Source organism: Streptomyces sp. NPDC093510, from assembly GCF_040683555.1.
Classification (GTDB): domain Bacteria; phylum Actinomycetota; class Actinomycetes; order Streptomycetales; family Streptomycetaceae; genus Streptomyces.
Genome location: NZ_JBFBEE010000005.1, coordinates 1 through 19,068, shown reverse-complemented (window position 1 = coordinate 19,068; position 19,068 = coordinate 1). Strand labels below are relative to the sequence as shown.

Below are 19,068 nucleotides of genomic sequence, written 5' to 3'. Positions count from 1 at the left end.
CGGCTAGACATCGGCGGTCTTCCTTCCCCGCGAGGTCACCAGCAGATAGCCGGCGGTCACCAGGAGCAGGAAGAGCAGCAGCAGGACCGACATGGCGGAGCCCGTGCCGAAGTTCCAGGTGACGAACGACGACTGGTAGATGTGGATGGAGATGAGGTCCGCGGCCTCGGGCGCGGACTTGCCGAACAGGACGTACGGCGTGTTGAAGTCGTTGAACGTCCACAGGAAGAGCACCAGGACGAGGACCTGGTTGACCGGCCGCAGCGAGGGCAGCGTGATGCGCCGCATCTGCTGCCACACGCCGGCCCCGTCGATCGCCGCCGCCTCGTACTGCTCCTTGGGGATGTTCTGCAGCCCCGCCATGACGATGAGGAAGGCGAACGGCCAGCCCTTCCACACCGACACGGTCAGCAGGGCGATGAAGCTGTTGTCGCCGATCAGCCAGAACGGCCGGCTGTCGGTGAGGCCCAACTGGTCGTGCAGCACGTGGTTGATCAGCCCGGTGTCGCGCTGGAACATGAACGACCAGGTGATGACCGCCGCGTAGACCGGCAGGGCGTACGGGATCAGGAAGACGGCCCGCAGCAGACCGCGGCCGCGGAAGTGCTCCTGCATGAAGACCGCCGCCGCCGTGCCGATCAGCCAGCACAGGCCCACGGACAGCACGGTGAACACGACGGTGACGAAGAACGAGTGCAGCAGCGCCTCGCCGACCGGGGCGTCGAAGTCCACCGACAGCTTGTAGTTGTCCAGGCCCGCCCAGGGCGCTGCGCCCCAGTCGCGGATGAAGAACTGCGTGAGCTCCTTGAAGCTCATCACGATGCCGACGCCCATCGGTATGAGGTGGACGACGAGTTCGAGGAGCAGCGCGGGGAGCAGCAGGAGGTAGGGGAGCGAGACGCGGCGCAGGCGCTCGGGCAGCCGCAGGCGCGGCTTGCGGCCGCCCGGGGGCGGCGCGGCCCGCTCCTTCGGGGTGGGCGGTGTGGTGAGGGTGGTCATGGAACGGCTCTCAGCTCTTCGGCATCTGCTGCTGGGCCTTGGACAGTTCGGTCCGCACGGAGTCCGTGGTGACCGGCCTGCCCGCCGCCGCGTCGGCGAACAGCTTCTTGATGGCCGTGCCCACCGACGTCTCGAACTGGGACTCGTTGGGCACCTGCGGCAGCGGCGCGGCGCTCTTGCGGAGCGTGTCGCGCAGGACGGCCGTGTCGGCCCGGTCGAAGGCGGCGTCCTTCTGTGCCGCGGTGACCGGCGGAATCGACCCGTACGCCTTGTTGAGATGGGCCTGTTCGGCGTCGCTCGTCATGAACTTCACGAACGTGCGCGCGCCGTCGAGGTTGTCGGTGTTCTTGAAGACGGCGAGGTTGATGCCCGCGACCATCGAGTTGACCTGCCGGTCTCCGCCGGGCTTCCCGGACGCCACGGGCACGGGGGCGACCCCCCACTCGTCGGGCTTCATGCCCTGCGCCTCGAACGTGCTCGCCGCGGCCTGCCACAGCACCATCGCCGTCTTGCCCTGGGCGAAGTCCCGCAGCGACTGGTTCTGCGCGTACTCGGCATTGCCCGGCGCGATGATCTTGTCCTTGGCCATGAAGTCGACGTACTGCTTCACGGCGGCCACGGCACCGTGCGAGGTGAACGTCGGCTCGCCCTGCGCGTCGAAGAAGTCGGAGCCGTGCTGTTTGCCGAGGGCGAAGGCCTGGTGGATGTTGTTCACCAGGTTGGAACCCTCCGCGCCCAGCGCCCACTTGCCGTCCTTGGAGAGCTTCTTGCCGTCGGCGACCAGCTGGTCCCAGGTGGCCGGGGGCTTGCTGATCCCGGCTTCCTCGAACATCGCCTTGTTGTAGTAGAGCGCGTACGACAGTGAGTACAGCGGCACCGCCGCCGGGTCCTTGCCCGCGGTGCCGGTGGAGCCGAGCGCGGCCTCGACGAAGCGGTCCCTGCCGCCGATCGCCTCGAAGTTCTTCGCGTCCCAGGGCAGCAGGGCGCCGGTGGCCTGGAGCGAGGAAGACCAGGTGTTGCCGATGTTGAGGACGTCGGGGCCCTGGCCGGAGGTGGTCGCCGCGAGGATCCGGTTGAGCAGGTCGGACCAGGGGATCACCTCCAGCTTCACCTTGATCCCCGTCCGCTTCTCGAACTTCTTCAGCTCGGGCGTGAGGATCTTCTTGTCCGCCGCGATGCTCGGTCCCTGGTTGGACGCCCAGTACGTGAGCGTCTTGGGCGAGGCGTTGCTGCCTTCGCCGCCGGTGCTCGTGCCGCCGCCACAGGCCGTGAGGGTGGCACCGGCGAGAGCGGTCACGGTGGCGAGGGCTGTCACGGCTCGGATTCTGCGCATGACGGATACGCCCCTTTCGTGGGTGATGATCGGAGATGAGAACAGGCGTCAGGAGCCGCCGAGTTCAAGGTCTGAACGGGTTCACGACTTAATTTAGGACGTGAGTTAAAACCTGAGAGAAAGTCGCGTCAAGGGGTCGCGCACCGGTATGTTGCCGATCGGAGAGGAGCCACATGGCCGAGCGGAGCAGTCGAACGGTGCGCGACCTGCGCGTGGGCAACCGTGCAGCGGTATTGCAACGGTTGTATTTCGGCGGGCCGAAGAGCCGGCAGGCGCTGGGTCCCGCGACCGGACTCAGTTCGGGTTCCATCAGCAACGTCGTCGCCGAACTCACCGCCGACGGCCTCTTGGAGGAGGCGGGTAGCGTCGAGTCCGACGGCGGCCGCCCCCGTACGCTGCTGCGCGTCGCTCCGTCGAGCGGCAGCCTCATCGGCGTGGACGTCGGGGAGACCCGCGTCCGCGTGGAGGCCTTCGACCTGGCCCTGACCGAACTGGCCCGCACCGAACGGCTGTTGACGGACTCGGGGCACGACGTGGAGACGGTCGTCCGCCACATCGGGGAAGGCGTCGCGCAGGTCGTGACGGAGGCGGGCATCGGGCCCGGCACGCCGCACGGCCCCCTGATCGGCGTCGGCGTGGGCGTGCCCGGCATCGTCGACCTCGACGACGCCGGCAACACGGTGGTGCACGGCCAGACCATCGGCTGGGACGCCGTCCCGCTGGAGGCCCTGCTGCGCGAGGCGATCGAACTCCCCGCCGACACCGCCTACTTCGTCGACAACGGCGCGCGGGCCCTCGGTCAGGCCGAGATGTGGTTCGGCGGCGGCCGCGGGGCGCGCGACGCGGCGATCGTGCTGATCGGCTCGGGAGTGGGTGCGTGCGTCGTCACCGGCGGCGTCATCCACGGCGGCGCGCGCGGCGGCCCCGCCGAGTGGGGGCATCTGACCGTGAGCGTCCGCGGCCGCCGCTGCCGCTGCGGGGCGCGCGGCTGCCTGGAGGCGTACGCGGGAGCCGAGGCGCTCCTGGCGCGCTGGCAGGAGGAAGGCGGGACGCTGCCGGCGGACGCCGACGAGGAGACCGGGGTGAGCGCTCTGCTGGCCGCCGCGTGGCCGCAGGACGGCACGGCGCCCGACCCCGTCGCGGTACGGGTGCTCGACGAGACCGCCGAGTACCTCGGCGCGGGCATCTCGGACCTCGTGAACCTCTTCGGCCCCGAACGTGTCCTCGTCGGCGGCTGGGCGGGCCTGCAACTGGGTCCGCGTCTGCTGGCCGCCGTCCGCGAGTACACCGAGGCGTACGCGCTGCGCCACCCCGCGGCCCGCGCCACGGTCGAGCTGGGACAGCTCGGCCCGGATGCCGTCACCGTGGGCGCGGCGACACTGCCCCTCGCCGACTTCTTCGCCCGCGGCGGCCGGCGCCGCACGACTCCGTCCCGGACGGAGGCCGCGATGCCCGCGGCACCGGACTGGCAGGCGGTGCTGGAGGGGCGGGGCGTGCGGTGAGGCCGCCGGGCACGAGGACGGGTTGAGCCGCCGGTCGCCGGCCGAGGCCGGCTCCGGCGCGGCTACTCGCGGACCGCACGGTGGTCGACGTGCCTCGCGAGGTGCCCTGCACGTGGTGGGACCACCTCACGGTCAGCCCCCGCCCGGACGGGACCGCGGTCCGCTACGGACCCGTGTGCGCGACACCGAAGCCATGGTGCTGGCCGTGTTGCAGCGGCAGGCGGTCACCTTCCTCCCGGCGGCCGCCCGCGACCTCTGCCCCCGCCCCGGACTCGGCCACGTGGACGTCCCCGAACTCGGCGACTCGGAATCCGTCCTGGCCTGGCTGTATCCGTCCTGGCCTGGCTGCCGGAGAAACGGGACGTGGCTGCCGTACGAGGTGGCGGTGGGGGTCGGCCGCCGGCCGGGCGTACGGTCCGCTACCGGTCCGATGGCTCCCGGCCCCGGACGGGCGGTGAACCCGCCTCGATGTCCGCGATGAGCTGATGGATGAGCGCCGTGCCGGGCGGCCCCGCCATCGCGGCGACGGCCGGGGCCCCGGCGGCCCCGACGACTCCGACAGCTCCCGCGAGAGCCTTTTGAGCCCGGCGCCAGGCCCGGCTGCGGCGCCCGCGCGAGTGGTCGACGAAGGCCTGCGCGTACTGCGTCATGGAACGCGCCCACAGATCGTGCCGCGGCTGCGGACCCGCCGAGGCACGACGGACGCTGCGCCAAGCGTCGGCGGGTCTGACCCGCGCCTGCGCCACGGCGAGCAGCGCCCAGCTGACGGCGGCGGGCACGCCGTGCTCCGCGTGCATGGGGATTGTGCCGGCGGCGTCCCGAAGATGGGCGATGGCCCGCTCAGTCCTGCCGTCCTTCAGGGCGAGCGCGCCCAGGACGTGCGAGACCTGCCCCACGGTGGCGTCGTCCCCCGCGAGCACGGCCACCCGCCAGGCCTGGCCGAGCAGTTCGACCGCCTCAGGGGAGTCGGTGCGCTCGGCGAGCCAGCCGCTCAGCCACAGCACCTGCCCGCACGCCCGGGTATCGGACCGGGCGAGCGGCAGCAGACGGCGCAGCAGGACGCGCCCCTCTTCGGCGTGACCGCAGACCGCCCACCAGAACCACAGGTCCACGGCCAGCGCGAGGATCGTCGACACCTGCCCGGTGTCGCTCGGCTCCCTGCCGAGCGCGGCGCGCAGATCGGCCTCCTCGTCCCGGACGAGCGAGACGGCCCGTTGGTGCGACCCTGTGCTCCACAAGTGGTGGGCGGTGGAGGCGACATGGCCGTACCAGTGGAGGTGGCGACCGACGGCCGCGGCCGCCTCCCCGGCGGACTGCAGCCGCTCGGCGCCGAACCCGCGGGCCGCGGCGGACATCCGGTACCGCGGGGTCAGGACGCCGCCGGGATCGCGCACCGGTTCCAGGACCGAGGCGAGGACCAGGCGGGCCAGCGCGGCCGGTACGTCCTGGGCTTCGAGTTCCCCGCCCGAACACACATAGGCGGCCGCGTCCTCGTCGAAGCTTCCGGCGAACACGCTGGCACGGGCCCATACCGTCCGCTCCGCCGTCCCGCACAGCGCGTACCCCGCGCCCACCGCGGCCCGCAGTGACCGGTGCCTGCGCAGGGGAGCGCCCGCCACGCCGAGCCAGCCCTGCGTGGACTCCAGCATCCGGGCGAGCTGCGCCAACGGATACCGCGCCCCCTGGGCCGCCGCCAACTCGACGGCCAACGGCACGCCTTCGAGGCGCCGACAGATGTCGTGGGCGAGACGCAGTTCGTCGGCCCGGTCCTCGCGGGTTGAGGTGTGACGGCTGCGCGGCGGGCCGCCTTCAGCGCGACGCCGGGCGGCGCCCAGCCGTTCCAGGAACAGCGCCACGGCGGGTGCGAGGGCGGGCTCTGTGGGGGTGTCGGAGGGGGAGACGGGGGTGGTGGCTGGGTTGGTGGTGACGGGGGTGACGGCGGTGACGGGGGCTGCGGAGGTGGCGGGGTCGGCGGGGGCTGTGGTCGGACGGTCGCTTCTGGCGCTGTCCGTTGAGCTGCCTTGGGAATGGTTCGTGGAGCGGGTTGTGGAGCGGTTCGTGGAGTCGTTCGGGGCCGTTGAGCTGCCATGGGAGCGGCACGTGGAGCCGTCAGTGGCGTCGTCCGTGCAGCCGTTTGCAGAACCGTGTGTGCTGCCGCCTTGCGCGGGCCCGGTGGCGTCGGACGGCCCCCCGCGTCCCGTCACTCCCAGTGGCCCCACCCGCAGCACGGCTTCCTCGCCGAGGCCCAGCGGGTGGCGACCGGTGGCCAGGAACCGCACCTCTGGAGCCACGTCGAGGAGCGCCCGTACGAGCCGCACGCACTCGCCCCGCACCGGGTCGAAGTCGTCGAGCACCACCAGCATCCGGCACGACCGCAGCCGCGCCGCGAGCTCCGCGACCCCGACGGACGCCCCCGCACGTGCCGTGAGGCCCTCCCCTTCCATCCCGTCGTCCATCGCGTCGGCCAGCGCCTGTGCGACCGACCGCCGCCGCGGAGGAGTACCGTCCCACCAGCGCACCCGCACCACGCCATCCGCCACGGAACAGCCCACCGCGGCGGCCGCGTGCTCGGCCAGTAGGCTCTTGCCGATCCCCGCGCCGCCCACCACGGTGACCAGCCTGCCCCGGGTGAGCATCCCGCGGAGCGCCTCCAGTTCCTTGGCCCGGCCGACCAACTCTTCGGCTCGCCCGACCAGCTCCTCGGCCCGCCCGACCAGCTCCTCGGCCCGCCCGGCCAGGTCCCCGGCCTTCCGGCCGGACCGCTCAGGCCGCCCGGCAGCCTCTCCATGACCCCTTACTCGCACACCGATCCACTCCCGCTCGCGCATCTCACCACCGCGAGCCTCACCGCCCGCCCCGTGCCACCGTCCCCGTGCAGAATCGTCACTGCACCGAACTCGGCTGATCGGCTAACTCCCCTGCGGCGTCCGGGGTAGTGAGGTGCCGGGCGAATCACGCGGGACAGCGACTCATCGCATCCCTGTACGGATGCGGCACGCTGACGGGCTTCGTACGCGGTACGGCGCGGCTGTCAGGTGGATCACTACGTGCTGCGTCCTGCCGTACGTGACCGACGCAGCCCCCACCCCACGACCCACGCCCACCGGGACCAAGGACGCCGAGAAGCCCGAACGGCTGCCCGCGAAGGAGACCTGGCGCGCCCTTTACCGCCACTTCCGCCCGCACCGCGGCGCCGTCGCCCTCGGCGCCTTCCTGACGCTGATCGGCTCGGCGACCGGGCTCGCGCAGCCGCTGGCGGCCAAGTCCCTGGTCGACCGGCTCGGCGGTGACGACTCCATCGCCGGTGTCCTGCTGCTCCTCACCGCGCTGGTGGTGCTCGGCACCGCGATCGAGTCCGTCGGCGCGTACGTCCTCGAGCGCACCGCTGAGTCGGTGGTCCTCGCGGCCCGGCGCACCCTGATCGGGCGGCTGCTGCGGCTGCGCCTCGCGGAGGTGGAGCGCACCCAGCCGGGCGACCTGATGTCGCGCGTCACCTCGGACACGACGCTGCTGCGGGCCGTGACGACGCAGTCCGTGGTGTCCGCGGCGTCCGGCGGGCTCACGTTCATCGCGACGATCGTGATGATGGGTCTGATGGACCCGGTGCTGCTCGGCGTCACGCTCGGCGTGATCGTGCTGATCAGCGGCGCGGTGGCGCTGGTCATGCCGAAGATCGCGCGGGCGACGCAGCGTGCCCAGGAGGCGGTGGGCACGATCTCGACCGCTCTGGAGCGGGCGTTCGGCGCCTTCCGGACGCTCAAGGCCTCCGGCGCCGAGCAGCGCGAGTCGGCCGCGGTGGAGGCGGCCGCGCAGGACGCGTGGCGGCACGGGGTGCGCGCGGCGAAGTGGCAGTCGGTGGCGTGGAGTTCGGTCGGTCTCGCCGTGCAGGTGTCATTCCTGGCGGTGCTCGGGATCGGCGGGGCGCGGGTCGCGTCGGGCGCGATATCCGTCTCGACGCTGGTGGCGTTCCTGCTCTTCCTCTTCTACTTGATCGACCCGGTGTCCCGCCTGGTCGAGGCCGCGTCGCAGTACCAGGTGGGGTCGGCGGCCATCGCACGGATCGTGCAGGCGGAACGTCTGGAGACGGAGGAGACGGATCGGGCGGGGGAGATGGAGAGAGCCGACCATGCGGATCGGTTGGCGAAGACGGGGAGGGTGCGGGACGGGGACGCGGAGCGGCACGTGCCTGGCCCCGCCTCGGGCGGCGCGGCGTCGGTGGTCTTCGACGACGTGACCTTCCGCTACCGCGACGACCTCCCGTACGTCCACCACGGCGTCAGCTTCGACGTGCCCGGCCCGGGCATGACGGCGTTCGTCGGGCCGTCGGGCGCGGGCAAGACGACCGTGTTCGGCCTGATCGAGCGGTTCTACGAAACGACGGGCGGCCGGGTCCTGGTCGACGGCGAGGACGTACGGGAGTGGCCGCTCGCCGAACTGCGGGCCGCCATCGGGTACGTGGAGCAGGACGCCCCCGTACTCGCGGGCACCCTGCGCGAGAACCTCCTCTTCGCCGCGCCGGACGCAACGGACTCGGAGGTCCGGGAGGTTCTCGTGCGTGCGCGGCTCGACGGTGTGGTCGAGCGGTTGCCCGAGGGCCTGGACACTGTGGTCGGCCACCGCGGCTCCAAGCTGTCCGGCGGCGAGCGACAGCGGGTGGCGATCGCCAGGGCCCTGCTCAGGAAGCCCCGGCTGCTGCTCCTCGACGAGGCGACCTCGCAGCTCGACGCGGTCAACGAACTCGCGCTGCGGGACGTGGTGGCCGAGGTGTCCCGCGAGGTCACGGTCCTGGTCGTGGCGCACCGCTTGTCGACGGTGACGCTGGCCGACCGGATCGTGGTGATGGACGCGGGGAAGGTACGAGCGGTGGGCACGCACTCCCAACTGGTGGCGGCGGACCCGCTGTACGGAGAACTGGCGGCGACGCAGTTCCTGGCGACATCGGCATGACGGACGACGCGGAGATCCCTCCGAAGCCGTCATCTGCGGAGCCGTCGTCCCCGGAGCCGATGTCTTCGGGGTCTTCGGGGTCTTTGGGGTCTTCGGGCCGGCCCTCTCCGGAGCTGTCTCCTCCGCAGCCGTCACCCCCTCCTACGGCCCCGCGCCGCGGCCCCGCATTCCCGGTCGTCCTCAACAGCCCCTGGTTCGTGCCCAGTACCTTGCAGCATGTGGTCTACCGTGACGACATGACGCGTCCGAGCCCCCGCGCGGTCCACGACCGCTACGCCGACCGAATCGTCGATCAGACGGCCCAGCTGGCCTCGACCATCACCGGCGCCGACGCCACCGTGCCCGTGCCGGGCTGCCCCGGATGGACCCTCGCCCACCTGCTGCGTCACGTGGGCGGCACGCACCGCTGGGCCGAGACGGTCGTGCGGACCCGAGCCACCGGGCCCGTCCCGGACGAGCAGGTCAACCACGTCACGCCCGAGGCGGACGACGACATCCCCGCGCTGTCCGCCTGGCTCGCCGAGGGAGCCGACCGCTTCGCGGAGACGCTGCGCGAGGCGGGGCCGGAGGTCGCGGTGTGGACCGTGGCCCCGGGCGGCACGCCGCTGTTCTGGGCCCGCCGTATGACGTACGAGACGGTCGTCCACCGCTTTGACGCGACCGCGGCGGTCGGCGGAACGTACACCCTCGACGCGGACGTCGCGCTCGACGGCCTCGACGAGTGGATGGAGTTCAGCACCCTGCCCCAGGCGTACGCGTCGGAGGCGGAGCTGCACGCGCTGCTGGGACCGGACCGCACGCTTCACTTCCACGCGACGGACGCCCCCGAGGGGACGGGGGAGTGGCTGATCGATCTGACCGGGGCGCCGATCACCTGGAGCCACGCCCACAAGAAGGCGACGACAGCCGTACGGGGCCCGCTCACGGACCTCCTGCTCCTCCTCTACCGACGCCGCACGCCGACTCAGGCCGACGGCATCGAAGTGCTCGGTGACGAAGCCCTGTTCAACAGCTGGGTGCTGGGCGCGGGCCACTGGCTCCGCAGGTGAGGTGAGGTAAGCGGAAGGATTCGTACCCGTAGTGCGGTTGATCTTCGCTGAGTAGGGTGACCTGCGAAAAGAGGGGGCGATACGTCATCGGGGCAGACGGCGGCCCGCCCCCGACGAAGAGACATACCGCCCGCCGACACCGCGGGGACCAGAAAGTGGGCAGACGGATGCAACCGACCTTCGTGCTGGTGCACGGAGCCTTCGCGAACTCTTTCTCCTTCGCGCCGCTCCAGGCCGAACTCGGCCTCCTCGGACACCGTTCGGTCGCCGTCGACCTGCCGGGTCACGGGTTCAAGGCGACCTACACACGCGCCTATCAGGCGCCGCAGGACCTCGAAGCGCTCGGCACCGCGCCCGGCTCGATCAAGGGCGTCACGCTCGCCGACAACGTCGCGCATCTGATCGGAGTCCTGGAACGCGCCAAGCGGAACGGGCCGGTCATTGTCGTCTCGCACAGCCGCGGCGGCGTCACCGCGACCGCCGCGGCCAACGCGCGGCCCGACCTGATGGACCGCCTCGTCTACGTCTCCGCCTGGTGCCCGGTCGAACTGGATGTCAACGACTACTACGCCGAACCGGAGATGGCCACGGTCGACGCCGCTTCGCTGGCCCTGGCGCTGGCCGGAAACCCGGCCGAACTCGGCCTGCTGCGCGTCAACTTCCGCACCTCCGACCCCGATGCCCTGGCGGCGTTCAAGTCGGCCTTCGTCGCCGACGGCACGGACGAGGAGTTCCTGACCTTCCTCAACACCTTCCAGCCCGACGAGAACCTGGACGTCGGCACGTCGGCCGACCGGGCGCAGGCGGCGACCTGGGGCCGCGTCCCGAAGACGTACGTACGTCTGACCGACGACGCGAGCCTGCCGCTCGCCCTCCAGGACCGGTTGATCCGCGAGGGCGACGCGCTCACGCCGGACAATCCGTACGACGTCCGCACTCTCGGAAGCAGCCACCTGAAGTGGCTGCTGGACCCCGCGCCGGCGGCCCGGGTCCTGGGGGAACTCGCGGCGCTCGTGTGACACGGGTGCGGTGCCCCTGGCGTCGGGCGCCCGGCTCTCGGGCGCGCGCCGTCAGTCCGTGGTGAGGCTCCAGTGCTGGGCGTTCAACAAAAGATGTCCGGGCCCGGTGACGCTGATGGTCTCGTGTGTGTGATGCTGCGCGGAGAGCTCCTTGCCGGTGCCGAACTCGGGGCCGAAGAGCGTCAGGGTCCCCGCGTACTGCCCCTTGTTCCACGTAATGCGCAGGCGCTTCTCCGCGCCCTCGGCCACACGCAGCACCCACGGCCCCTCACCTGACATGTCGCCGGTGACAAGTTCGTGGCCTTGCGGTGGGGCGGGGTGGGGTTGTCCGTACCCCCTTCAGGGGGGCTCCTCCATGGTCTGACGGTGCTCTCCCATGGGTCAATGATCTTGGGACGGGCGCACTGCCCGGTCGCCCGGCGACACCGCAACTCCGACCAGCTGTATGGGAGTTGTCGGGCGCCGTACGTCTTTCAGCGATGTGAGGTATCCACCATGACGAAGCTGCGAACCCTGGGTGCCGTGACGGCGATCGCCGTCACGGCGACGCTGGCGATGCCGATCTCCACCGCGTGGGCCCGGTCCGACTCAGCAACCTCCGGCTACGGTCGGGCGGAGCTGCAGCGGGACCTTGACGACATCGTCCGCAAGGACGGAGTGGTGGGCGCCGAGGGGACCCTGGTGGACGGGGACAAGCGACGCTCCGCGCGCAGCGGCACCGCCGAACTCGGCACCGACCGGCCCGTGCCGCGACAGGGTTACTTCCGGATGGGCAGCAACACCAAGACCTTCGTGTCGACCGTCGTGCTGCAGCTGGTGGGCGAAGGCCGAATACGGCTCGACGACACCGTCGACCGGTGGCTGCCCGGCGTCGTCGAGAGGAACGGGAACGACGGCAGCCGGATCACCGTGCGGCAGCTGCTGCAGCACACCAGCGGGCTGCCCGACTACGACGAGAGCCTGCCCATCACCGACGAGAAGGAGTTCCAGAAGCACCGCTTCGACCGCTACGAGCCGCGCGAACTGGTGGACCTGGCCCTGCGGAACCGGCCCCTCTTCGAGCCGGGCAAGGGCTGGAGCTACTCCAACACCGGCTACATTCTGGCCGGGATGATCATCGAGAAGGCGACGGGCCGGCACTGGAGCGACGAGGTGCGTGCCCGGATCATCAAACCCCTCGGCCTCAAGCACACGTTCTCCGCGGGCACGCGCACCGGCCTTCCTCAGCCGCATGCCAAGGCCTACCAGCAGTTCAAGCCCAAGGGGCCGCTGGTCGACAGTACCGAGCTGAGCATGACCTGGGGTTCCTCGGCAGGCGACCTCATCACCACCTCGAACGACCTCGCACGCTTCTGGCAGAGCCTCCTCGGCGGCAAGCTGCTCGCGCCGCGACAGATGGCGCAGATGCTCAAGACGGTGCCGGCTCCCCGGGAGGGCGAGGACAAAACGGTGGAGAAGGCGGGGCTCGGCATTCTGTGGACCCAGCTCAGCTGCGGAGGCGGTTACTGGGGCCACGGCGGGACCACCCTCGGCCACCTGAACGCCAACGGCTTCGTCGACAAGGGCAAGAAGGGCGTCATCGTGATGCGCTCGACCAATCTGGTCACGGAGGACCGCGACCACCGCACCGAGCAGCTCCTCGACGACGCCTTGTGCGAGAAGTAGCCCTGAGCAGTTCCCGCAGTGGAGCGGCCTGCCCGTGACACCGGTGGAGGTCGACGGCTGGGACAACCGGAGCTACCGTCTGGGCGACGACAAGACGGTCCGGCTTCCCACAGCCGCCGGATACGTACCCGCCGTGGACAAGGAGAACGACTGGCTGCCGCGTCACGCGCCGTCGCTGCCCGTCGCCGTTCCCCCGGTACTGGCCAAGAGAGTGCCGGGGGAGGGCTACCCCCATCCGTGGTCCGTGCGCGGCTGGCTGGACGGCGAGACCGCACTGCGCGGCCGCATCGACGACATGCCCCGATTCGCCGTCTCGGTCGCCGAGTTCCTGCATCAACCGCCGCGTCATCGAGACGGTCCTGGAGGACCACGACCACTTCAGCTGAGGCCCGTCACGGCCGGCCGGGGAGGTCAGTCCACCGTGAGGACCACTTTGCCGCGGCCATGACGCGTGGCGACGAGGCGGTGCGCGTCCGCCGCCCGCTCCAGCGGAAACGTCGCGCGCAGATGTACCTCCACCGCGCCCTTCTCGTACAGTGCGGTGAGTTCGGCCAGCCGGGCAGCCGACCGGGTGCCGCCCCAGTCGGGGAGTCCGAGCCGCGCCGCCTCCTCCATGGCGACCATGGTGACGACGCGGTCGCGGTCCTTGGTCACGGCCACGGCGGCCCTCAGCCCTTCCGGCCCTGCCGCGTCGAGCGCCGCGTCCACCCCGTCGGGAGCGACGGCACGGAGCCGGTCGACGAGCCCCTCCCCGTACGTCACCGGAATCGCGCCGAGCGCCCGCAGGTAATCGTGGTTGGGTTCACTGGCCGTGCCGATGACGGTCGTGGCACCCCAGGCCCGCGCCAGCTGCACGGAGAACGTGCCGAGCGCACCGGCCGCCGCGCCGATCAGGACGGTGTCCCCGGGGCGCACACGCAGCTGGGAGAGGGCCAGATGGGCGCCCTGGCCGTTGCCGGAGAAGCCGCCCGCGACCGTCCAGGGCATCGAGGCCGGCTTGTGCACCAGCTGTTCCGCGGGCACCACCGCGTACTGCGCGTACCCGCCGAGCACGGAGTACCCGAGCACCTCGTCGCCGGACACGAAGTCGCCGACGCCCTCGCCGAGCCGGTCCACGACGCCCGCGAACTCGTTGCCAGGGACGACCGGGAACCCCGGCTCGACCCCCGGCGGCGCCCAGCCCTCCCGCACCCCCAGATCGAACGGCTGCACCCCGGCGGCCCTCACCCGGACCCGTACCTCGCCGGGGCCCGGCTCCGGGACGTCGAGCTCCGTCGACCGCAGTACCTCCGGCGGGCCGTAGGCTGTCAGTGCGGCGGCGATCATCTTCATGGCAACTCCCCATTAGGTTTATTAGGTTTGCGGTAAATGAGTGCGTGGTTCTTCGGCATAGGGACTGAAGGGCTCAGGCGCTCAGGGGCTCAGGAGCTGAGGGGCTGAGGGGCTCAGGGACTGAGGGGGTCAGGGACTGAGGGGGTCAGGGAATCAGGACGACCTTGCCGATCGTTCCGCGGTTCTGCAGCGCCCTGTGTGCCGCCGCTGCCTCCCGCAGCGGGAAACGCGTCACCGCCGGGACCAGCCGTCCGGCAGCGGCCTCCTCGATGGCCCGGTCCTGCGCGCCCCGCAGCCCACCGGGCACCTTCAGCAGGCGCGGGCCGAGCGCGACCGTGACCTCGAGCAGCCGGTCGTACAGATCCTGGCCGGACAGTTCGGTGATCTTCCCCGCCGACCAGCCGAAGAGCAGCAACCTCCCGCCGAACCCGATCAGTTCGAGCGCTGCGCGACCCGCCCTGCCGCCCACCCCGTCGAGCGCCACCGTGACCTCACGGCCGCCCAGGGCGGCGCGGACCGCCTCGGGCCACTCCGGATCGTCGTAGTCCACGGCGACATCGGCGCCGAGTGCCCGGACCCGCTCGACCTTCTCCGCGCCGCCCGCCGCGCCCACCACCGTCGCGCCGGTGTTCCTGGCGGCCTGCACGAGGAGTGTCCCGACGCCGCCCGCCGCGGCCGTCACCAGCACCACGTCGTCCGCGGTGAGTTCGGCCAGATGCAGGATCGCCAGGGCGGTCCGCCCGGTGCCCACCATCGCCACGGCGGTGTCGAAGGCGACACCGTCAGGCAGCGGGTGCAGCGCATCGGCCTCTCGCACGGCGAACTCCGCGTATCCCGCGTTGGCGAACCCCAGATGCGCGGCGACGCGTCTTCCCAGCCAGGACTCCTCGACGCCCGCACCGACCGCGTCGACCACCCCCGCGACCTCGCGGCCCACGGTGAGCGGCAAATTCGGCAAGGCGAAGGGAAGTTGGTCGGCCTCACCCTCCCGCAGTGCCGTGTCGAGCAGATGGACTCCGGCGGCCCCGACGGCGATCCGTACCTGACCCGGCCCCGGCACCGGATCGGGGACTTCCTCGTAGGTGAGGTTCTCGGCGGGTCCGAAGGCGTGCAGACGTACGGCATGCATGGTGGTCAACTCCTGTACGAGAAAGGGTGATAGGGGTCGGGTGCGTCAGGCGGCGTAGGGGCGGGCCGTCTTGCCGTCGCGCAGCGTGCGGCCCCACCAGGTGAGCTGGTCGAGCATCGTCTTGGCGGCGGCCTCCGGGCCCGTCGGGTCGACCGGCGCGCCGGAGTCGTCGAAGCAGCTCGCCGCGCCGTGGAAGCTGACGGTGTCGCGCACTGTCACCGCGTGCAGCTCCGCGAAGACCTGCCGCAGATGCTCGACGGCACGCAGCCCGCCCGACAGGCCGCCGTAGCTGACGAATCCCACTGGTTTGGCGCGCCACTCCTCGTAGTGCCAGTCGATCGCCGTCTTCAGCGGCGCCGGGAAACTGTGGTTGTACTCGGGCGTGATGATGACGAACGCGTCGGCCGCGTCGATGCGCCCGGTCATCGCGGCGACCTCGGGTCCTGGGCGCCCGGACAGCGCGTCGGGGAGGTTCGCCCCGGCCAGATCGATCACGTCGATGTCCAGGTCGAGGCGGTGCGCGGCCTGCCCGGTGAACCAGGCGGCGACGGTGGGCGCGAAACGGCCCTCCCGGGTGCTCGCAACGACGACGGCCAGCCTCAGGCGCTCGTCCGCCCCGGAGCCGGAGCCGGAGCCGGTGCCGGTGTCGGAGCTGGGACCGGTGCCGGTGCCGGTGTCGGAGGCCACTTCGACTCGCTCGCCCACCGTGGTGCGCTGGATCTCGCTCATGTCTGTTCCTCCGGGTCCGGTGCGTGTTCCGACACCGACGAAACTACGAACAGGGGCCCCGCCCCCGCATCTGTCGCACGACCGGGATCGGTACGTGCGCAGGGACTAGGTCGACCGGCGGAGATCATGCGACCCGGGTCGGTGGACGGCTCCGCCCGATGGCCGGTTCCGTGTACTCCGGGGCACGCCCGGGCAGGTAGCACCGGGACGGCCACGGCAGGAACGGGCCACGGCGCGGGACGGCAGGAGGAGTCGGACATCATGGCACAAGGCACGGAGCGGGACTGGGAGTTCACCGACGACCGGGATCACCTGGTGAGGGCCGCGAGCCGCCCCTCCCGCCCGGTCGTCTACCTGCCGACCGGCGCGGCGCTGCACGACCACGGCATACGGCCCGCCGGTGTCTTCGGCTCCGCACACGACGACCCGGCCCTGCCCGACCCGGCCAAGGCGGGCAGCCTCCCCCTGGCGGGCCTCCCCTACTTCGGCGCGGGCTCCGCACTCGACCTGGACGCCCTTCTTGCCTCCGGGCCCGACCTGGTCGTGGCACTCACCTACGGCGGCGGTCAGGTCTACGGCATCGACCCGGAGGCCGCCAAGCACCTGGAGGAGCAGGTCCCGCTCGTCGTGCTCGATGTGGGCGGCGGCCGCAGCCTCGCCGGTATAAGGGGCCGCCTCACCGCCCTCGCCCGCAGCCTTGGCGCCGCCCCGCAACCTGACGCGGAGGCCGAACTCGCGGCCGCAGAGCGCCGGTTGTCCGCCGCGACCGTCGGCCCCGTGCGGTCCCGGGTGCTCGCCCTCTCCCCGGCGGGCCCCGACTCCGTCCACCTGGCGCGGCCCCACGCCTGGCCCGACCTCGCCGCGCTCGCCGGATTCGGTGTCGGCCTCGTGGACCCGGCGCCGGGGCAGGGCGCCAACTGGTCCACGACGACCTGGGCCGAAGCGGCCGCCCTGGAGCCGGATCTCCTCCTCACCGACGTACGCGGCAACGCGGCGGCGCTCGGCGACGCACTGGGCCCGGACGTCGCCACCCTGCCGTGGAACCCCGAACTCCCGCCCAGCGCACGGGAACACGCCCGCTTCCACAACACGGTCGCCGAAGCCCTGGAGGCCGCCGGGCCCTGACTCCGACTCCGTCGCGAGGCCGTCGCGAGGTCCCGCGTACCGTTGATCCATGACACGACTGCTGCACATCACCGAGCGCGCCCTGTGGGACGCCGCCCGGAAAACCGGGACGTACGAGATGTCGACCCGCGGGAAGACACTGAGCGAGGTGGGGTTCATCCACTGCTCGCTGCCGGAGCAGCTGCGGGGCGTGGCCGAGTTCCTCTACGGCGGTTACGAGGGCCCCGACGAACTGGTGGTCCTCGCCGTCGACAGCGAACGCCTCGCCGTTCCGGTGCGCTTCGAGGCGCCGAAGCCCGGTGGTGTCGAATTCCCCCACATCTACGGTCCGTTGCCCGTGGACGCGGTGGCCGAGGTGTCCCCGTGGCCCCCGGCATGAGCGCCCCGACCGCCGCCGCGGGGACGGCCGGCGAGATCGTCCTGATGTCGGACCCGCGGGTCGCCGCCGTCCCCGTGCGCGACTGCGGGGAGCGGCTCGTCGACGTACGAGAAGGCGGTGCCCTGCTGGTGGACGTACGGGAACAGGCGGGGCCGGAGGCCGCGTTCGCGCTGCTGCGTAAAGGCGTCCTGCGGCGCCTCCTCCGAGCCGACGAACTGCTTCCACGGGGGCTGCGGCTGCTGTTCGTGGAGGGCTATCGGCCGCCGTCGCTGCAACGCCACTACTTCGAGGAGTACGCCGAGCAGTTGCGCGCCCTCCACCCGCAGTGGCCGGCCGCCGAGATACACGCGGCGACCAGCCGCTACGTCTCCCCGCCCGACATCGCCCCGCACAGCGCCGGCGCGGCCGTGGACGTGACACTCGCCGACGCCGAGGGGCGCGAGCTCGACCTGGGCACCCGCATGAACGCCGACCCGGAGGAGAGCGAGGGCGCCTGCTACACCGACGCGGACAACATCAGCGCCGAAGCACGCGCCCACCGCACCGTCCTCGGTGCCGCCCTCACCGGCGCGGGGCTCGTCAACTACCCCACGGAGTGGTGGCATTGGTCGTACGGCGACCGCTACTGGGCGCTGGCCTCCGGTGCCCCGTCCGCGTTGTACGGGCCGTCCGTGCGCTAGCCGAGGAGTCCGGCGGCTTCCCGGGCCTGGCTTGACCCACACCCTCCCGGATGTCAGTGGTTTTCGGAGCGGCGTGCGCGCAGCGTCCGTACCTTGTTGCGGTTGCCGCAGTGTTCCATCGAGCACCAGCGGCGTCGGCCGGGGCGTGAGGTGTCGACGTAGATCAGGGCACAGTTCTCGGCCGAGCACATCCGTATGCGGTGGGCGAACGGGCCGGTCAGAAGGTCCACGGCGTCGCGCGCGACGGTGGCGAGCAGCCGGGTGCCGTCGGCGGCCCCGGCCCAGCGGGGCCCGCCGTCCGGCCCGATGGCGGGGGCCAGTGGAGGGTGGGCGGCCGCTTCGTTGACCGTGGCGATGTCGGCGGGGTCGGGCGACTCGTCCAGGGCCCGGGCGGTCGTCACGCGGAACAGCGCGTCGCGCAGCCGCCGGGCGGCCGCCACCTCGCTGTCGGACACCTCGAGGGCCGGCGTCGGCGTCAGCCGCGACCGCTCGGCCCAGGCGGCCAGATCGCCGGGCGCGTGCAGCCTCTCGTAGTGCCGGAACTCGCCAGGGCCTCCGGTGGTGAGCAGTTCGAGACAGAGCGCGCCGGGGTCGAAACGGTAGGTGGACCCGCTGCGGGAACGCATCACGATGCCGGAGGACCGGGCGGAGGGGGACGGCGTCGACTGTGCCATGTAACCAGAATATGGGGTTACCGCAGGGGGGTCTCGCGGAGCCTAGACTTCCGGTATGGCCGAAACCCCGCTGACGCGACTCAGCGCCGGAAAGTACCTGCTCGTCAGCAGCTATCGCAAGGACGGCACGCCGGTGCCCACTCCGGTGTGGGTCGTCGGTGACGGCGACGCCCTCGGGATCTGGACGCCCGGCGATTCGTGGAAGGTGAAGCGGATCCGCAGGCGCGCGGACGTCATGGTCGGCCCGTGCGACCGGCGGGGCAACCCGACGGGCGAGCAGGTGCCCGCCACCGCCGAGATCTGCCCGCCGGACGTCACCGCCGGCTACCGCACCCGCATCCTGCACAAGTACGGGGTGACCGGCTTCCTCACGCTGCTCGGCAGCAGGATGCGGCGGGGCCTGAAGGGCACGGTCGGCATCCGCATCACGCTCACGAGCTGACGGCGGGTGCCGTCTCGGCACGGAAGGCGACGACCATGTCGCGGGCGTGCCGCAGCCCCATGCG

General features: G+C 71.8%; 18 protein-coding genes. 10 read left to right on the top strand and 8 right to left on the bottom strand.

Annotation, left to right across the window (positions count from 1 at the left end; translation table 11 throughout):
• Positions 1-3: 3 nt before the first annotated feature.
• Entirely contained in the window at positions 4-999 is a 996-nt protein-coding gene (locus AB0N81_RS09290) for a sugar ABC transporter permease (RefSeq protein WP_365357062.1), read from the bottom strand.
• A 10-nt stretch (positions 1,000-1,009) separates the two neighbouring features.
• Positions 1,010-2,332 (bottom strand): sugar ABC transporter substrate-binding protein, encoded by a 1,323-nt coding sequence (locus tag AB0N81_RS09285; RefSeq protein WP_365357060.1) that lies wholly within the window; start codon positions 2,330-2,332, stop codon positions 1,010-1,012.
• Between the two features lie 173 nt (positions 2,333-2,505).
• Between AB0N81_RS09285 and AB0N81_RS09280 the strand changes: the two genes are divergently transcribed.
• The gene (locus AB0N81_RS09280; RefSeq protein ID WP_365357058.1) at positions 2,506-3,834 is read left to right on the top strand and encodes an ROK family protein; all 1,329 of its coding nucleotides are present in this window, start codon (positions 2,506-2,508) and stop codon (positions 3,832-3,834) included.
• Positions 3,835-4,253: 419 nt separating this feature from the next.
• On the opposite strand, the gene AB0N81_RS09275 is transcribed toward AB0N81_RS09280, so the two are convergent.
• Positions 4,254-6,662 (bottom strand): hypothetical protein, encoded by a 2,409-nt coding sequence (locus tag AB0N81_RS09275; protein WP_365357057.1) that lies wholly within the window; start codon positions 6,660-6,662, stop codon positions 4,254-4,256.
• A gap of 307 nt (positions 6,663-6,969) precedes the next feature.
• On the opposite strand from AB0N81_RS09275, the gene AB0N81_RS09270 reads away from it, so the two are divergent.
• The 3 genes from AB0N81_RS09270 to AB0N81_RS09260 all read left to right on the top strand — a co-directional run bounded on the left by AB0N81_RS09270 (position 6,970) and on the right by AB0N81_RS09260 (position 10,849).
• Positions 6,970-8,781: an ABC transporter ATP-binding protein gene (locus tag AB0N81_RS09270; protein WP_365357490.1), complete on the top strand. Its 1,812-nt coding sequence runs from the start codon at positions 6,970-6,972 to the stop codon at positions 8,779-8,781.
• A 236-nt stretch (positions 8,782-9,017) separates the two neighbouring features.
• Positions 9,018-9,830, top strand: a complete 813-nt coding sequence (locus AB0N81_RS09265; protein ID WP_365357055.1) for a maleylpyruvate isomerase family mycothiol-dependent enzyme — start codon at positions 9,018-9,020, stop codon at positions 9,828-9,830.
• 167 nt (positions 9,831-9,997) lie between these two features.
• The gene (locus AB0N81_RS09260) at positions 9,998-10,849 is read left to right on the top strand and encodes an alpha/beta fold hydrolase (RefSeq protein WP_365357054.1); all 852 of its coding nucleotides are present in this window, start codon (positions 9,998-10,000) and stop codon (positions 10,847-10,849) included.
• Between the two features lie 51 nt (positions 10,850-10,900).
• Here the strand turns inward: AB0N81_RS09260 and AB0N81_RS09255 are convergent, their stop codons facing one another.
• Complete coding sequence (locus AB0N81_RS09255; RefSeq protein WP_365357053.1) at positions 10,901-11,107, bottom strand: hypothetical protein; 207 nt, start codon at positions 11,105-11,107, stop codon at positions 10,901-10,903.
• A 237-nt stretch (positions 11,108-11,344) separates the two neighbouring features.
• Here AB0N81_RS09255 and AB0N81_RS09250 point away from each other — a divergent pair, with 237 nt between their 5' ends.
• On the top strand, positions 11,345-12,514 hold the full coding sequence (locus AB0N81_RS09250) for a serine hydrolase domain-containing protein (RefSeq protein ID WP_365357051.1): 1,170 nt from the start codon (positions 11,345-11,347) through the stop codon (positions 12,512-12,514).
• A 34-nt stretch (positions 12,515-12,548) separates the two neighbouring features.
• On the top strand, positions 12,549-12,962 hold the full coding sequence (locus tag AB0N81_RS09245) for a phosphotransferase (protein WP_365357049.1): 414 nt from the start codon (positions 12,549-12,551) through the stop codon (positions 12,960-12,962).
• Here AB0N81_RS09245 and AB0N81_RS09240 read toward each other — a convergent pair.
• From AB0N81_RS09240 to AB0N81_RS09230, 3 genes are all read right to left on the bottom strand, one after another.
• A complete protein-coding gene (locus AB0N81_RS09240; protein WP_365357048.1) occupies positions 12,926-13,846 on the bottom strand; it encodes an NADP-dependent oxidoreductase in 921 nt (306 codons plus the stop codon). The two genes, AB0N81_RS09245 and AB0N81_RS09240, sit on opposite strands and share 37 nt — an antisense overlap.
• Positions 13,847-13,991: 145 nt before the next feature.
• Positions 13,992-14,975, bottom strand: coding sequence for a zinc-binding dehydrogenase (locus AB0N81_RS09235; protein WP_365357046.1), 984 nt, complete (start codon positions 14,973-14,975; stop codon positions 13,992-13,994).
• A 45-nt stretch (positions 14,976-15,020) separates the two neighbouring features.
• Positions 15,021-15,704 carry an NAD(P)H-dependent oxidoreductase gene (locus tag AB0N81_RS09230; RefSeq protein ID WP_365357044.1) on the bottom strand — a complete coding sequence of 228 codons (684 nt, stop codon included), beginning with the start codon at positions 15,702-15,704 and terminating at the stop codon, positions 15,021-15,023.
• Between the two features lie 261 nt (positions 15,705-15,965).
• On the opposite strand from AB0N81_RS09230, the gene AB0N81_RS09225 reads away from it, so the two are divergent.
• Genes AB0N81_RS09225 through AB0N81_RS09215 form a run of 3 tightly spaced genes read left to right on the top strand, consistent with a single transcriptional unit; the run spans position 15,966 to position 17,888 of the window.
• Positions 15,966-16,829, top strand: a complete 864-nt coding sequence (locus AB0N81_RS09225; RefSeq protein WP_365357042.1) for an ABC transporter substrate-binding protein — start codon at positions 15,966-15,968, stop codon at positions 16,827-16,829.
• Positions 16,830-16,878: 49 nt separating this feature from the next.
• A complete protein-coding gene (locus AB0N81_RS09220; protein ID WP_365357040.1) occupies positions 16,879-17,208 on the top strand; it encodes a DUF952 domain-containing protein in 330 nt (109 codons plus the stop codon).
• Positions 17,205-17,888, top strand: coding sequence for a M15 family metallopeptidase (locus tag AB0N81_RS09215; RefSeq protein WP_365357038.1), 684 nt, complete (start codon positions 17,205-17,207; stop codon positions 17,886-17,888). Before AB0N81_RS09220 ends, AB0N81_RS09215 begins: the two co-directional genes overlap by 4 nt.
• 53 nt (positions 17,889-17,941) lie before the next feature.
• Here the strand turns inward: AB0N81_RS09215 and AB0N81_RS09210 are convergent, their stop codons facing one another.
• Positions 17,942-18,562 carry a CGNR zinc finger domain-containing protein gene (locus AB0N81_RS09210; protein WP_365357037.1) on the bottom strand — a complete coding sequence of 207 codons (621 nt, stop codon included), beginning with the start codon at positions 18,560-18,562 and terminating at the stop codon, positions 17,942-17,944.
• Positions 18,563-18,617: 55 nt separating this feature from the next.
• Between AB0N81_RS09210 and AB0N81_RS09205 the strand changes: the two genes are divergently transcribed.
• Positions 18,618-19,004 carry a PPOX class F420-dependent oxidoreductase gene (locus AB0N81_RS09205; protein ID WP_365357035.1) on the top strand — a complete coding sequence of 129 codons (387 nt, stop codon included), beginning with the start codon at positions 18,618-18,620 and terminating at the stop codon, positions 19,002-19,004.
• The last annotated feature ends 64 nt before the right edge of the window (positions 19,005-19,068 follow it).